We start from the raw sequence: 13809 nt of genomic DNA, 5'->3' as shown, positions 1-13809 counted from the left end.
AAACTATGTCTGTAAGAGCCAAGAAACATTTAGGTCAGCATTTTTTAACTGACGAGTCCATTGCTGAAAAAATTGCTAATAGCTTAAGTCTAACTGGCTATAAGCATGTTTTGGAAATTGGTCCAGGAATGGGTGTGCTCACAAAATATTTGCTCAAAAAAGACATCAAAACACATGTCATAGAAATTGACCCAGAATCTGTAGATTATCTCAAGGCTAATTATCTCAATTTAGCAGATCGCGTTTATGAAAAAGATTTTTTAAAGTATGATTTAACCGAAATCTTTAAGGATGAACCTTTTGCTATTATTGGTAATTTCCCATATAACATTTCTACACAAATTGTATTTAAGACCTTAGAAATGCGTGAGCAAATTCCTGAATTTTCAGGAATGTTTCAAAAAGAAGTAGCGGCTCGAATTTGCTCAAAAGAAGGGTCTAAAGTTTATGGTATTCTTTCGGTTTTAACCCAAGCTTTTTACGACGCAGACTATTTATTTACCGTGCCACCAACCGTTTTTAATCCACCACCAAAAATTGATTCTGGAGTCTTGCGATTAAAACGAAAAGAAAATTTCACACTTCCCGTAGATGAAAAACTATTTTTTAGAGTTGTAAAGACCGCGTTTCAACAACGCAGAAAAACCTTGCGTAATAGTTTAAAAACATTCAATCTTTCAGATAATTTAAAAGCAAATGTTATATTTGACAAACGTCCTGAGCAACTTAGTGTAGATTCATTTATTGAACTTACTCAACATATTGAAAACGACGACAAAGCATAACAAATTCATCAAACTTGGTAGAAGAAAAAGACAATATACAATTTGAACTTACCGATGAACTCATTGAGAAAGTAGAACTTCTTGTTTCCAATTCTGAAGACAAAGGGTTAAAAGCGCTTTTAAATGAGTTTCACTTTGCTGATGTTGCCGAAATTTTAGATGAATTAGACTTAGACGATGCCGTATACGTCATCAAATTGTTAGATTCTGAAACAACTTCTGATATTCTTACCGAACTTGATGAAGACACCAGAGAAAAAGTGCTTGAAAACCTTTCAGCTAAAGAAATTGCTGAAGAGGTTGAAGAATTAGATACCGATGATGCAGCCGATCTAATTGCCGAATTATCTGAAGAACGCCAAGCAGAAGTTATCTCCCAAATAGAAGATGACGAACACAGAGAAGAAATTACTGAGCTTTTAGCGTATGATGAAGATTCTGCTGGTGGACTAATGGCAAAAGAACTTGTTAAGGTATATGAAACTTGGACTGTTGCTGGATGCTTACGTCGCATTAGAGGTCAAGCCAAAGAAGTTACAAGAGTGCACTCTATTTATGTTGTAGACAAAGAAGAAAAGCTTATTGGTCGGTTGTCTTTAAAGGATCTAATTGTTGCTAAAAGCGAACAAAAAATCTCAGATATTTATAAAGATACGGTCGATTGGGTCTATGTAAATGATGATGTTGAAGATGTTGCGAGAGTCATGGCCAAATATGATTTAGAAGCTATTCCTGTTGTAGATGACAACCAAAAGTTGTTGGGTAGAATTACAATTGATGATATTGTTGATGTTTTAAAAGAAGAAGCTGATAAAGATTACCAAATGGCTGCAGGTATCACAGGTGATGTTGAAGCAGATGATAGCATTCTTGAATTGACCAGAGCACGATTACCTTGGCTATTCTTAGGTCTTGTAGGTGGTATTGGAGCCTTTTTAATTATGGAAGGCTTTCATGGTATTTTTGAAAAATATGCACTGTTATTCTTTTTTACACCTTTAATTGCTGCAATGGCAGGTAACGTAGGCGTTCAATCAAGTGCGATTATTGTGCAAGGTTTAGCTAATGATGATGTTAAAGGAAGTATCAATAGCCGACTCATAAAAGAAATGCTACTCGCTGCATTAAACGGAACCATTTTAGCTTTGTTCTTGTTTCTTTTCGTTTGGGCAACCAAAGGAGAACCATTAACGGCTCTTGCTATATCTGTCTCGCTTATTGCGGTCATTATTATTGCAGGTTTAATAGGTACGTTTGTTCCGCTTTTTCTAGACAAACGTGGCATTGATCCAGCAATCGCAACTGGACCATTTATTACGACAAGTAATGATATCTTTGGAATTCTTATCTATTTTTGGATTGCAAAATTGATTTTAAATATTTAGAGCGTTCCCTTTCAGGTCGTGCTCTCGCAAGTCGCTCTCTTCGAGGAGCTCCAACAGTTGCTCCATCACTAACGCAAAACTTTGTAACTTTAATGCCACTAAAACTTGCATCATGAAACCCATAAATATTAAAGATAAACATGCGCTGTTCTCAAAACAATGGCATCCACATCGCATTGCAACTGTAGACAATATGCAAGTCATACTAGCCAAAATAAAAGGCGAATTTGTATGGCATAGTCATGAGGATGAAGACGAATTATTTCAAGTTATTAAAGGCACTTTATACATGCAATTTAGAGACCGTACAGAAGTGGTAAACGAAGGTGGACTCATTGTTGTACCCAAAGGCGTAGAACATAATCCTAGTACAAAAAATGATGAAGAGGTTCATCTCCTTTTATTTGAAAAACTAAGTACTGCTCATACAGGAAAAGTACAAGCAGAATTAACACAAACCGAATATCCAGAAATTTGAAAATACTCCATCTAGATACAAATCATCCGCTATTAATTGAGCAGCTCAATGCGTTAGGATTCACTAATGATGAAGATTATACATCATCTAAAGAAGCCATTGAAAATATCATGCATGAATATGATGGCTTTGTTATTCGTAGTCGATTTAAAATTGATAAACAATTCTTAGATGCAGCCAAAAATCTAAAATTTATTGGTCGTGTTGGTGCTGGATTAGAAAATATCGATTGTGATTACGCTCAACAAAAAGGGATACAACTAATTGCTGCTCCAGAAGGCAATAGCAATGCCGTTGGTGAACACAGTTTAGCCATGTTGTTGTCTCTTTTCAACAAACTCAATAAAGCAGATCGTGAAGTTCGTAATGGGAAATGGTTACGTGAAGACAATCGTGGATTAGAACTTGACGGAAAAATTGTTGGTTTAATAGGTTACGGAAATATGGGTAAAGCCTTTGCGAAAAAACTTCGAGGTTTTGATGTTGGAGTCATATGCTATGATATCAAAGCTAATGTTGGAGATCAAAATGCTAAACAAGTCAGTTTAGAAGAGCTACAATCCAAAGCAAACGTGCTAAGCTTACATACACCAGAAACACCATTGACAATTGATATGGTAAACACATCCTTTATTGATGCATTCCAAAATCCTTTTTGGCTAATTAACACCGCTCGCGGAAAAAGTGTGGTTACCAAAGATTTAGTTTCTGCATTGCAATCAGGTAAAATTTTAGGTGCTGGATTAGATGTTTTAGAATATGAAAAATCATCATTTGAGAATTTGTTCAAAACGAACTGTCACACTGAGCGCAGTCGAAGTGCAATTAAAGAAATGCCAGAAGCTTTTAAATATCTAATTTCAGCAGAAAACGTTTTACTTTCACCACATGTGGCTGGATGGACTATAGAAAGTAAAGAAAAACTAGCGCAAACCATTGTCGATAAAATAAAGTCCTTTGTCATTCAGAATGAACGCAGTGACTGAAGAATTTATTTTGCAAAGATTCTTCGCTTTGCTCTGAAAGACATCCTACTATTTTGTTTAAATTTAAAGCATGAGAAAAACTATAATCGTTTTCGGATTGCTTATTTTAGGATTACTGTTATTGTTTCAGTTTAGCAAGTATGCTGTTATTTCTGGTGATTTAGATTCAGAATTTACCATTGCAATCATTGCTGTCGTTTTCTTCTTTGTCGGTGTCTACTTAAATAAAAGAAGTCTTCAAAAACGTCATTCGGCTTCAGAAGATATCGATCACAAAAAAATTAAATCACTTAATATAAGTAAACGAGAATATGAAGTCCTTTTAGGGATTTCAGAAGGGCTTTCAAATAAGGAAATCGGAGAAAAATTATTTGTTTCAGAAAGTACTATAAAAACCCATGTGTCCAACCTTCTTTCAAAACTCAATGCAAAACGACGCACTCAGGCATTACAAAAAGCAAAAGACTTCAATATTATTTAAAAAGCCTACTTTTAAACTAAAGTATGAGTGGTTTGGTACTTTAGTATGAACTGATTTTAAAGGACTTCTCATAGTTTTGTGTTGTATTAATCTAAAAACTAATCCATATGAAATTAGGTGCATTTTCGGTGAGTTTGAATGTGAAAGACATTCATGCTTCTAAAACATTTTATGAAACTTTAGGCTTTACAGTTTTTGCTGGAGATATTGAACGCAATTACGTAATCATGAAAAATGGCGACTCCATTATTGGTCTTTTTCAAGGCATGTTTGAAAACAATATATTGACATTTAATCCTGGTTGGGATCAAAATGCAAATACATTAGAATCCTATGATGATGTGAGAGCAATTCAAAATCATCTAAAGACCAATGCTGTTACGTTAGAAAAAGAAACCGATGGCAGTACATCTGGTCCAGCGAGTATTGTCTTTTTTGATCCTGATGGAAACACCATTCTTATTGATCAGCATGTATAATTAGGCGCCTAAACACAACACTAAAATCATCATATTATGAAACAAACAGTTCTAAAATACGGTCTTTACGGACTCCTAACAGGATTCGTGATTTTTACAATTCATCTCGTTGTTGGGATTAATAAATTTGACGATTCAACGAATGAAATACTTGGTTATATTTCTATTTTCTTATCCCTTTCATTTATCTATTTCGGCATCAAACATTATAGAGACCACCTCAACAATGGTTTAATTACATTAGGAAAAGCTATATTAATTGGTGTCCTTATCTCAATATTAGTTGGTTTAGGAATTGCCATTGCAGATTTCATCTACACAAAATTTGTAAACCCTTCTTTTTTTAGTGATTATGAAAAAACATTAGTTGATCAAGGCAGAGCAGATGAAATTTTTGAAATGACAAGTACTACCGCAGCACTTTTTATGCTCGTCCTTGTAACTATTATAGGATTTATTATATCTTTAATTTCGGCATTAATCCTTCAACGTAAATAAAATACACCATTATGCAATCCGATTCAACAACACCAGAAGACTATATTAGTCAACTTCCAGAAGACAGAAAAGCACCAATTACAAAATTAAATAACCTTATAAAAAAGCATATGCCTAAAGGCTTAGAGGCTGGAATGGGTTATGGCATGTTGGCCTATTATGTTCCGAAGTCTATTTATCCAAATGGCTATCACTGTAAACCATTTCCGCCATTGCCTTTTATAAATTTGGCTTCACAAAAGAATTTTATTGCACTTTACCATTCAGGTATGTATGCCAAAAAAGAATTATATGATTGGTTCGTTTCTGAGTATCCAAAGCATTGCAAATACAAATTAGATATGGGTAAAAGTTGCGTTCGTTTTAAAAAAATCGATGATATTCCATATGATTTAATTGAAGAACTTCTTGGAAAGATGACTGTAGACGAATGGATTGATATTTATGAAACAGCACTAAACAAAAAATAAAATGAAAAATAGAGTTACAGGAATAGGTGGATTGTTTTTTAAAAGCAAAGACCCAAAAGCTTCTAAAGATTGGTATAAAAAACATTTAGGATTTAATACAGACGACTATGGCTGTACCTTTTGGTGGAAGGATAAAGAAGGAAAAGATTGTTCTACGCAATGGAGTGCTTTTCCTGAGGACACGAAATACTTTGAGCCTTCAAAAAGAGAATTCATGTTTAATTATCGTGTTGAAAACTTAACAGAATTATTGATAGCATTAAAAGATGAAGGTGTGACCATAATAGGTGAGATGCAAGAATACGAATATGGAAAGTTTGGCTGGATCTTAGATAACGATGGTAATAAAATTGAATTATGGGAACCCATAGACAAAGCCTTTTTGTAACAATTGAATTGGTTTATAGACTAATATCTTGAACAAATTTATTAAATTTATAACCTAACCAATTAAAAATCATAAAACTATGTCTGACGATAACAAAAATTTAAGTGACGACCTTAACGATATGTTAGGAGATGCAAAAGATGGCGCAAAAAAAGCAGCCGATAAAGCAAGTGAATTTGCAGGTGAAGCAAAAGAAAAAGCTAGTGAGTTTGCTGAAGATGCCAAAGAAGCTGCTTCTGAATTTGCAGATAGCGCAAAAGAGGCATTCAATAGTGCTTCTGGAGATAATAAAAAGGTTTTAGCTGGTGTCCTAGGAATACTTTTGGGCTGGGCTGGAGTTCACAAATTTGTTTTAGGTTATAGTAAAGAAGGCGCAATAATGCTAGTTTCATCTATAATTCTATATTTTGTTACTTGTGGAATAGGGACGCTTGTTGTTAGTATTATCGGACTTGTAGAAGGTATTATTTACTTAACAAAATCTGATGAAGAATTTTATAACACATATCAAGTTGGTAAAAAACCTTGGTTCTAAATAAATATTAAAAACCAGAGAATTCATTTTTCTGGTTTTTTTAAAATCTTTATTATCGTAATATTGCAATATTACGATAATATGTTATATTTGTATTAAATTACACATCATGGGAGTTACTAAACGATTCATTTTTACCGATCAAATAAATGATATTGCAACTTTTGCAAAAGTATTTGCACATCCTGCTCGTGTTGCTATATTAAAATATATAAGTGAACAAGAAGGTTGTATTTGTAACGACCTAGTAAGCGAAATAGGCTTGTCTCAAGCCACTATATCCCAACATCTAACCGTGATTGGTGACGCAGGACTACTTCAAGGTCGTTTTGAAGGCAAGAAAAAATGCTATTGTCTCAACATCACTCGCTTTGAAGAAATACAAATGATTTTAAACTCCTTTTTTAAAAAAACTACTAATAATTGTTGTTAAACTAAATACCAAAACTAAGAAAAGATGAAAACTCAAGAATTTTTTAATCTATTAGAAGAACATAAAGACAAAGTATTGCAATTTGAATATGCTACAAATCAATATGTAGCTGCAAATTATCATATCACTGAAGTAAAACATATCACAATAGATTCTGTCGACTGTGGAAGTCAGGCAGATCGATGGAATGAAACCATAGTGCAACTTTGGGAAAGTCCTGCTGAAGCTTTTAAAACAAATCACATGTCTGTTTTAAAAGCATTTGGTATCCTAAAAAAAGTAGGTCAAATGAAAGCCTATGATCTAGATTCTGAAATTAAATTTGAATATAGCAATGCTACATTTCATACTGCCCAGTTGTTTGTTAACGATTTCGAAATCCGCGATAACAACTTTATTGTTAAGCTAACAATTGAAAAAACAGACTGTAAAGCCAAAGAGTTATGCGGTGTTCCCGAACAAAGCAAAGACACTCCTATTAATGAAGAACCATGTTGTTCTCCAACTGGTAACTGTTGTTAAATTAAAACCAATATAAACATGGAAATCTTATTTTATTTGTCATCCGCATTCCTTATTTTATTTATGATTCTAGCTACCTATGATGGCTTCTATCTACATATATGGAAATATGAGCTTTTCAACAAAAAAGAAAGTGCCTTTGAACATAAAACTCATACAATTAGAGCCATTTTATTTCCTTTAATTATTTGGTTTTTATTTATTGATACTGAAAATTCATTGAGTTTTTATATTGGCTTAAGTTTGGTTCTTATTGATCTCATTACTCTTGGTCTCGATGCTTATTCCGAAAAAGACAGTCGAGAGTTCATGAATGGCTTACCCAAATGGGAATATATAATTCATTTGTTTTCTAACAGTTTTCATTTTGCGGCAATTGTTCTTATAATAGCAGTGCGCTTAACAATTAATGAAGGTGTTTTAAGTTTTACTACAGCTTTACCAAATAGCTTTGCAAAAGATATGCTACAGTTTATTGCAGTTAATATTATTCCAGGAAGTGTGGTATTGGCTTTGATTCATTTAATTGTAATATATCCAAAAGGAAAGTTGTTTTGGAATACCAATCGTTTAAAAATAACGTGTTGTTAGAATCATAGTAAGTGTTATATTTAGACCTTTTTTTAAAACTCTTAATAATATTCGTTTAAAAAAGCGAAACCAATAAATAGAAAATGATAAAAAATATTCTCGTTCTTTGCACTGGAAACTCTTGTAGAAGCCAAATGGCTCATGGTTATCTTAATTTACTTGCCAACGAAAAAGCCAAGATTTATAGTGCTGGGATTGAAACCCATGGATTAAATCCAGGAGCTGTAGCAATTATGAAAGAGGATAATATTGACATTACCTCTCATACTTCAAATAATGTTGAAGAGTATAAAACTATTAATTTTGATTTTATCATTACAGTTTGTGATCATGCCAATGAAAATTGTCCATTCATTCCAAGTGAAAACGCTTTGAGGTTGCACCATAACTTTTTTGACCCTTCAAAAGTGGTAGGAACAGATACAGAAAAGCATGCTGCATTTTTAAAAGCCAGAGAGGAAATAAAAGATTATTGTACAGACTTTGTTGAACGTTATTTATAATTCAGCTTCATCATTAGTTCCGTTAGAAAACTTTCGTTCTAACTCAGCTTGAAACTCTTCCATAACAGGTTTAACTGTACTTTCAGGTAAGTCGGCAATTTTTATATACATCAATCCATCAACAGAATTGTTGAATAAAGGATCAACATTAAACGCAACCAATCGTGCATTTTGTTTGATATACTTTTTCAAGAGAACTGGTAAGCGCAATGCGCCAGGTTCAACTTCATCAATAATCTTATCAAACTTATTCAAATCAGCTTCAGTTTCATCAAACACAAAATCCTTATCTGCATCTTTAAGTACAACCTTGAATTCTTTTTTAGGATGTACATATTGAGCAACATATGGATCGTAGTAATGCGACTTCATAAATTCAATCATCAATGATTTTGAAAAATTAGAAAACTGATTACTAATACTAACACCTCCAATAAGATATTTATGCTCAGGATAACGCAATGTTGTGTGCACAATCCCTTTCCATAGCAAAAATAAAGGCATAGGTTTTTGCTGGTATTCTTTGATGATGAAAGCACGACCCATTTCGATCGACTCACTCATCATTTTATACAATTCTGGTTCAAAACGGAATAAATCCTGAAGATAAAATCCGTCAATTCCATACTTAGCAAAAATCTGAGAACCCAATCCCATTCTATAAGCTCCAGCTAACTGATTAGTCTCTGTATCCCATAAAAACATATGATGATAATAGGTGTCAAAACCATCAAGATCGATCGCTTCATTAGTACCTTCACCAATAGCTCTAAATGTAATTTCTCGCAAACGACCTATTTCATGCAGAATATTAGGGATTTGATTAGCACTGCATAAATACACTTCATAATTTTTACTTTCAAGTAATCTAAAATCTCCTTTGCGTAGTGTTTCAACCTCAGAAATCATTTTATCTTGACTCACACCTCCAACGATTCGCTTTGGTGGTTTTGGTGGATTCTTTAATGTATTTGAGAGGTTATCTAAAATTTTTGGTTTGTCTTCGAAAGCATTAGACAACATGTATGTTTTACGTCGTAAAAATTCTGAAAAACTAGAAAGAGTATCGTGTTCTTTCTGGTCACCAACAGAAATTGGCCTTCCTATTCTCACCTTAATAATACGATGTTTTTGGGTAAGTAATTCTGATGGCAATTTAGCCGTTCTGAACGTATCACTAATTTTTGATAGTTTATAAAACAATTTACTATTCTTAGCATGAAAGTAAATTGGCACCACTGGAACTTCTGCTTTTTGAATTAATTTCATTGCAGCTTCTTCCCAAGGTTTATCTACTACAAGTTTACCATCTCTGTAAGTAGAAACTTCACCAGCAGGAAAAATACCCAATGGATGACCTTCCCTTAAATGTAAAATTGCATTTTTAAAACCAGCAATACTCGACTTCACATCCTTTCGATCTTCAAAAGGATTTACTGGCATGATATAAGGCTTTAAGGGTTCAATCCTGTGCAACAAAAAGTTAGCGATAATCTTAAAATCTTTTCGCTGTTCTATCATTAATTTTAATAATAGAATGCCATCAATTCCACCTAAAGGATGATTACTAACTGTGATGTAAGCACCATCTTTGGGTAAACGTTTTAAATCTTCATCTGGAATTTCAAATTTGATTTGAAAATCATCTAAAATTCCATCTAAAAATGCACCATCACTTAAATGCTTATTGCGTTTGTAGATTTTATTCAGTGTAGATATTTTAAGAAGCTTCATCAATAGCCAACCAACAAAAGTTCCTAAAAAACCATACTTGTCCACATTAATGGCTTTTGCAACTTCTTTTGCGGTAACTAATCCTATATCTGGTGGCTTGGTCATGACTGTAAATGTACTAAATGTTATTTAGTTACGATTTGAATTGTTTCTTGTGTTAATTGTTTTAATAACAGGGTTTTATCTTTTTCAATGGACGTGATAGCCTTGTCATTATAATGTCTCACAGTATAAAGACTCACATTTTCATGACATGTTACTTTAAATTTTGCTTTTAAATGCTGAAGTAAGCGTTCTAAATTATTATATGTGTTTTCAAAACATACCGAAAAACTAATTGCAGAATTCTGTATGACATCAACTTTCATTTTATAAAAATGTAATAGCTTAAAAATTTCACTAATATTTTCTTCAACGATATAGCTAAAATCTAATGATGACAGTGATACTAACACTTGATTTTTTTTAACAATAAAACATGGTATGTTTGGAGTTATTCCGGTCACTTTATCAACTTTTGTGCCTTCATCTTTTGGATTCAGAAACGATTTCACATATAAAGGAATTTCTTTTTGCTGCAAAGGTTGTAACGTTTTTGGATGAATTACGGAAGCTCCATAAAATGCAAGTTCAATAGCTTCTCTATAAGAAATACTGTGAAGTAACTGCGCTTTTTCAAAATAACGTGGATCTGCATTGAGTATTCCAGGCACATCTTTCCAAATCGTAACACTTTGTGCATTTAAGCAATAGGCAAAAATTGCCGCAGTGTAATCACTTCCTTCACGACCTAAGGTGGTCGTAAAATTATTAGCATCACTTCCCAAAAACCCTTGCGTAATATTCAGTGATTTTTTATCAAAATTTTCTGTTATAGCAATTTGCGTTTGTTTCCAATTTACATTTGCTCTTCGGTAATAATCGTCTGTTTTGATGAAATTCCGAACATCAATCCAATTGTTTTTAATACCAATTGAATTTAAGTATGCACTAATAATTGTGGTTGAAATTAATTCACCAAAACCAATGGTTTGATCGTAAACAAAATTATAATCTGGAGATTTATTATGATTTAAGAAATGATTTAAATCCTCAAAAATAGTTGTAACTTTTTTAAAGATGGGATGTTGAGTGTTTGCAAAAAGATCTAATAAAATTTCGTTATGATATTTTTTTACCTCTTGTATTGAACTTTGTAATTCACTTGTATTATCTAAATAATTTTTGACCACTAATTCAAGAGCGTTGGTGGTTTTTCCCATCGCAGAAACCACAACCAATGTATTATCATAACCAACGTCCTGCAAAACTTTTGCTAAATTTTTAACACCACTAGCATCTTTTACTGAAGCGCCTCCAAATTTGAATACTTGCATATTATATTTTTGATAAATAATTTTTTATTCCTACTTCATCTAAATTTACTGAATCCCATTCTGAATCTATTTTAGCACCTTTCTTTTTATAAAACTCTATGGCTGATGTGTTCCAATTTAAAACTACCCAAGTTATTCGTTTTACCCCTAATTGATTTCCGTATGCCACAACTTCATCTAGCAAAGCTGTACCCAAACCTGAACCTCTCATTTTTTGGCTCACAATTAAGTCTTCAAGATGCAAAACTGGACCTTTCCATGTAGAAAATCGCTCATAAGTCAAAGCCATTCCCTGTACTACTCCATTTACTTCACCAACAAAACAGTGAAACCTTGGATTATTATTAAAGCCGTACGTTTTCAAATCTTCAACACTAATACTAACTGCATCAGGCTCATTTTCGTACACAGCCAATTCTATAATCAATTCTAAAATAACTGGAATATCGTCTTCGGTAGCGACTCTTATCACAAAACTCATAACAAATTTGTTTCCGTAAAGATAGTTTAAAAGTTATGTTTAAAAAACATTAAAAGCCTAACGATAACGTTGTAGTTTGTTAAAAAATACGATATTTGCATAAACTAATCATTTAGAATAAATGTCTCAAAAAAATCAAACTCTTGGTGAGTTTATTATCGAAAACCAATCGTCTTTCAAATATACTTCAGGAGAGTTATCAAGACTTATAAATTCAATTAGGCTAGCTGCAAAAGTTGTTAATCACGAAGTTAATAAAGCTGGTTTAGTAGATATTATTGGAACTGCAGGTGATACAAACATACAAGGTGAAGATCAACAAAAATTAGATGTTTATGCTAATGATAAGTTTATTCAGACCATGACTAAACGAAATATTGTTTGTGGAATTGCTAGTGAAGAAGAGGATGATTTTATATCTATAAATAGTCAAGATGAAAACCACCAAAACAAATATGTTGTTTTAATAGACCCCTTAGACGGTTCATCTAACATTGATGTTAATGTATCTGTAGGAACTATTTTTTCAATCTACAGAAGAGTTACACCAGTTGGAACTCCTGTAACAATTGAGGATTTTCTTCAAAAAGGAAGTCAACAAGTTGCAGCTGGTTATGTAGTTTATGGAACATCAACGATGCTTGTTTATACAACTGGAGATGGTGTAAATGGATTCACCTTAAATCCAGCCATTGGATCCTTTTATTTATCACATCCTGATATGGAATTCCCAGAAGATGGGAAAATTTACTCTGTAAATGAAGGGAATTATATTCACTTCCCACAAGGGATTAAAAATTATATCAAATATTGCCAAGAAGAAGATGGAGACAGACCTTATACGAGTCGATACATTGGATCTCTAGTTTCCGATTTTCATAGAAACATGATTAAAGGTGGTATTTATTTATATCCTAAAAGTTCTATGAATTCTAATGGGAAGTTAAGGCTCCTTTACGAATGTAATCCTATGGCATTTTTAGCAGAGCAAGCTAATGGTAAAGCTAGTGATGGATTTACAAGAATTATGGATATTCAACCTACCGAATTACATGAACGTGTTCCTTTTATCTGTGGAAGCAAAAATATGGTAGAAAAAGCTGAAGAATTTATGCGTAATGCATAAAAAAAGCAACCTAAAATAGATTGCTTTTTTCTTTTATATAAGTAGTAAACTATTACTTATTCATGTTTTTCATTTCTTCTATAAAAGTATCAGCATCAACTTTTTCATAGGCAAGAGCCAAAGCCTTATCTGCAATATATTTTACATTTTGAGCATGAAATCCTAATCCAACACAAAGTTTTTCTAATAACCAATGTTGATTTGGTCCTTCTAGATCATCTGCCCAAACCATTCGTGCTAAATCGTATAATCGTTCTAATCGATCATCATAGGAATGTGGTGCATTTAAAGGATGACTTTTATAATCCTTTAATATTTGTTTATAATCGTGTTCTGTTATATCTAATCTAGTCGCCAATCGATCTAAAAAAGCTTTTTCAGCATCAGTTATTACACCATCGCTCATTGCAACTCTAACTATTGAAGCAAAATGGTCTTCATTACGTTTTTTAAATCCGCTTTCGAATAATTCTGAAAATGACATATGTTTTGATTTTTAGTGGCACAAAGATAGTTTTATTAATACATTTTAACAATACGCCAAAGCACAAATATTTT

19 protein-coding genes are annotated in these 13809 nt (G+C 32.8%); 15 read left to right on the top strand and 4 right to left on the bottom strand.

What is annotated here, in order from left to right; translation table 11 throughout:
• The first annotated feature begins 5 nt into the window (after positions 1–5).
• The 14 genes from rsmA to VOI25_RS11020 all read left to right on the top strand — a co-directional run bounded on the left by rsmA (position 6) and on the right by VOI25_RS11020 (position 8534).
• Positions 6–785, top strand: a complete 780-nt coding sequence (rsmA, locus tag VOI25_RS11085; protein ID WP_323789144.1) for a 16S rRNA (adenine(1518)-N(6)/adenine(1519)-N(6))-dimethyltransferase RsmA — start codon at positions 6–8, stop codon at positions 783–785.
• 14 nt (positions 786–799) lie between these two features.
• Positions 800–2170, top strand: coding sequence for a magnesium transporter (gene mgtE / locus VOI25_RS11080; RefSeq protein WP_323789143.1), 1371 nt, complete (start codon positions 800–802; stop codon positions 2168–2170).
• 112 nt (positions 2171–2282) lie between these two features.
• Positions 2283–2648 carry a cupin domain-containing protein gene (locus VOI25_RS11075; protein ID WP_323789142.1) on the top strand — a complete coding sequence of 122 codons (366 nt, stop codon included), beginning with the start codon at positions 2283–2285 and terminating at the stop codon, positions 2646–2648.
• A complete protein-coding gene (locus VOI25_RS11070) occupies positions 2645–3634 on the top strand; it encodes a 2-hydroxyacid dehydrogenase (protein WP_323789141.1) in 990 nt (329 codons plus the stop codon). Before VOI25_RS11075 ends, VOI25_RS11070 begins: the two co-directional genes overlap by 4 nt.
• A gap of 70 nt (positions 3635–3704) precedes the next feature.
• Complete coding sequence (locus VOI25_RS11065) at positions 3705–4115, top strand: response regulator transcription factor (protein WP_323789140.1); 411 nt, start codon at positions 3705–3707, stop codon at positions 4113–4115.
• Positions 4116–4222: 107 nt separating this feature from the next.
• Positions 4223–4594 (top strand): VOC family protein, encoded by a 372-nt coding sequence (locus VOI25_RS11060; protein ID WP_323789139.1) that lies wholly within the window; start codon positions 4223–4225, stop codon positions 4592–4594.
• Between the two features lie 36 nt (positions 4595–4630).
• Entirely contained in the window at positions 4631–5092 is a 462-nt protein-coding gene (locus VOI25_RS11055) for a DUF4199 domain-containing protein (RefSeq protein WP_323789138.1), read from the top strand.
• Between the two features lie 11 nt (positions 5093–5103).
• Positions 5104–5562 carry a DUF1801 domain-containing protein gene (locus tag VOI25_RS11050; RefSeq protein ID WP_323789137.1) on the top strand — a complete coding sequence of 153 codons (459 nt, stop codon included), beginning with the start codon at positions 5104–5106 and terminating at the stop codon, positions 5560–5562.
• Position 5563: 1 nt separating this feature from the next.
• A complete protein-coding gene (locus tag VOI25_RS11045; protein ID WP_323789136.1) occupies positions 5564–5950 on the top strand; it encodes a VOC family protein in 387 nt (128 codons plus the stop codon).
• Between the two features lie 79 nt (positions 5951–6029).
• Positions 6030–6485 (top strand): NINE protein, encoded by a 456-nt coding sequence (locus tag VOI25_RS11040; RefSeq protein ID WP_323789135.1) that lies wholly within the window; start codon positions 6030–6032, stop codon positions 6483–6485.
• Positions 6486–6594: 109 nt separating this feature from the next.
• A complete protein-coding gene (locus VOI25_RS11035; RefSeq protein ID WP_323789134.1) occupies positions 6595–6918 on the top strand; it encodes a metalloregulator ArsR/SmtB family transcription factor in 324 nt (107 codons plus the stop codon).
• 24 nt (positions 6919–6942) lie between these two features.
• Positions 6943–7440: a DUF6428 family protein gene (locus VOI25_RS11030; protein ID WP_323789133.1), complete on the top strand. Its 498-nt coding sequence runs from the start codon at positions 6943–6945 to the stop codon at positions 7438–7440.
• Positions 7441–7458: 18 nt separating this feature from the next.
• Positions 7459–8031, top strand: a complete 573-nt coding sequence (locus VOI25_RS11025) for a hypothetical protein (protein ID WP_323789132.1) — start codon at positions 7459–7461, stop codon at positions 8029–8031.
• Between the two features lie 83 nt (positions 8032–8114).
• Positions 8115–8534: an arsenate reductase ArsC gene (locus tag VOI25_RS11020; RefSeq protein ID WP_416376069.1), complete on the top strand. Its 420-nt coding sequence runs from the start codon at positions 8115–8117 to the stop codon at positions 8532–8534.
• Here VOI25_RS11020 and VOI25_RS11015 read toward each other — a convergent pair.
• From VOI25_RS11015 to VOI25_RS11005, 3 genes are read right to left on the bottom strand one after another with little or no spacing between them, the layout of a single operon-like run.
• Positions 8529–10373, bottom strand: coding sequence for a lysophospholipid acyltransferase family protein (locus tag VOI25_RS11015; protein ID WP_323789131.1), 1845 nt, complete (start codon positions 10371–10373; stop codon positions 8529–8531). The genes VOI25_RS11020 and VOI25_RS11015 overlap by 6 nt on opposite strands.
• 20 nt (positions 10374–10393) lie before the next feature.
• Positions 10394–11644 carry an aspartate kinase gene (locus tag VOI25_RS11010; protein WP_323789130.1) on the bottom strand — a complete coding sequence of 417 codons (1251 nt, stop codon included), beginning with the start codon at positions 11642–11644 and terminating at the stop codon, positions 10394–10396.
• 1 nt (position 11645) lies between these two features.
• Positions 11646–12125, bottom strand: coding sequence for a GNAT family N-acetyltransferase (locus VOI25_RS11005; protein WP_323789129.1), 480 nt, complete (start codon positions 12123–12125; stop codon positions 11646–11648).
• A gap of 121 nt (positions 12126–12246) precedes the next feature.
• Here VOI25_RS11005 and fbp point away from each other — a divergent pair, with 121 nt between their 5' ends.
• Complete coding sequence (gene fbp / locus VOI25_RS11000; RefSeq protein ID WP_323789128.1) at positions 12247–13251, top strand: class 1 fructose-bisphosphatase; 1005 nt, start codon at positions 12247–12249, stop codon at positions 13249–13251.
• A 52-nt stretch (positions 13252–13303) separates the two neighbouring features.
• On the opposite strand, the gene VOI25_RS10995 is transcribed toward fbp, so the two are convergent.
• A complete protein-coding gene (locus tag VOI25_RS10995) occupies positions 13304–13735 on the bottom strand; it encodes a TerB family tellurite resistance protein (protein WP_323789127.1) in 432 nt (143 codons plus the stop codon).
• Between the last annotated feature and the right edge of the window lie 74 nt (positions 13736–13809).

It is taken from the genome of Psychroserpens sp., assembly GCF_034670085.1.
Lineage (GTDB): Bacteria > Bacteroidota > Bacteroidia > Flavobacteriales > Flavobacteriaceae > Psychroserpens.
This window is presented reverse-complemented; position numbering and strand designations above follow the sequence as displayed.

Bases quoted from the DNA above. Each gene is read 5' to 3' on its own strand.
- rsmA (WP_323789144.1), top strand. From the start codon at position 6: ATGTCTGTAAGAGCCAAGAAACATTTAGGTCAGCATTTTTTAACTGAC.
- VOI25_RS11075 (WP_323789142.1), top strand. From the start codon at position 2,283: ATGAAACCCATAAATATTAAAGATAAACATGCGCTGTTCTCAAAACAA.
- VOI25_RS11065 (WP_323789140.1), top strand. From the start codon at position 3,705: ATGAGAAAAACTATAATCGTTTTCGGATTGCTTATTTTAGGATTACTG.
- VOI25_RS11060 (WP_323789139.1), top strand. From the start codon at position 4,223: ATGAAATTAGGTGCATTTTCGGTGAGTTTGAATGTGAAAGACATTCAT.
- VOI25_RS11055 (WP_323789138.1), top strand. From the start codon at position 4,631: ATGAAACAAACAGTTCTAAAATACGGTCTTTACGGACTCCTAACAGGA.
- VOI25_RS11050 (WP_323789137.1), top strand. From the start codon at position 5,104: ATGCAATCCGATTCAACAACACCAGAAGACTATATTAGTCAACTTCCA.
- VOI25_RS11045 (WP_323789136.1), top strand. From the start codon at position 5,564: ATGAAAAATAGAGTTACAGGAATAGGTGGATTGTTTTTTAAAAGCAAA.
- VOI25_RS11040 (WP_323789135.1), top strand. From the start codon at position 6,030: ATGTCTGACGATAACAAAAATTTAAGTGACGACCTTAACGATATGTTA.
- VOI25_RS11035 (WP_323789134.1), top strand. From the start codon at position 6,595: ATGGGAGTTACTAAACGATTCATTTTTACCGATCAAATAAATGATATT.
- VOI25_RS11030 (WP_323789133.1), top strand. From the start codon at position 6,943: ATGAAAACTCAAGAATTTTTTAATCTATTAGAAGAACATAAAGACAAA.
- VOI25_RS11025 (WP_323789132.1), top strand. From the start codon at position 7,459: ATGGAAATCTTATTTTATTTGTCATCCGCATTCCTTATTTTATTTATG.
- VOI25_RS11020 (WP_416376069.1), top strand. From the start codon at position 8,115: ATGATAAAAAATATTCTCGTTCTTTGCACTGGAAACTCTTGTAGAAGC.
- VOI25_RS11015 (WP_323789131.1), bottom strand. From the start codon at position 10,373: ATGACCAAGCCACCAGATATAGGATTAGTTACCGCAAAAGAAGTTGCA.
- VOI25_RS11010 (WP_323789130.1), bottom strand. From the start codon at position 11,644: ATGCAAGTATTCAAATTTGGAGGCGCTTCAGTAAAAGATGCTAGTGGT.
- VOI25_RS11005 (WP_323789129.1), bottom strand. From the start codon at position 12,125: ATGAGTTTTGTGATAAGAGTCGCTACCGAAGACGATATTCCAGTTATT.
- fbp (WP_323789128.1), top strand. From the start codon at position 12,247: ATGTCTCAAAAAAATCAAACTCTTGGTGAGTTTATTATCGAAAACCAA.
- VOI25_RS10995 (WP_323789127.1), bottom strand. From the start codon at position 13,735: ATGTCATTTTCAGAATTATTCGAAAGCGGATTTAAAAAACGTAATGAA.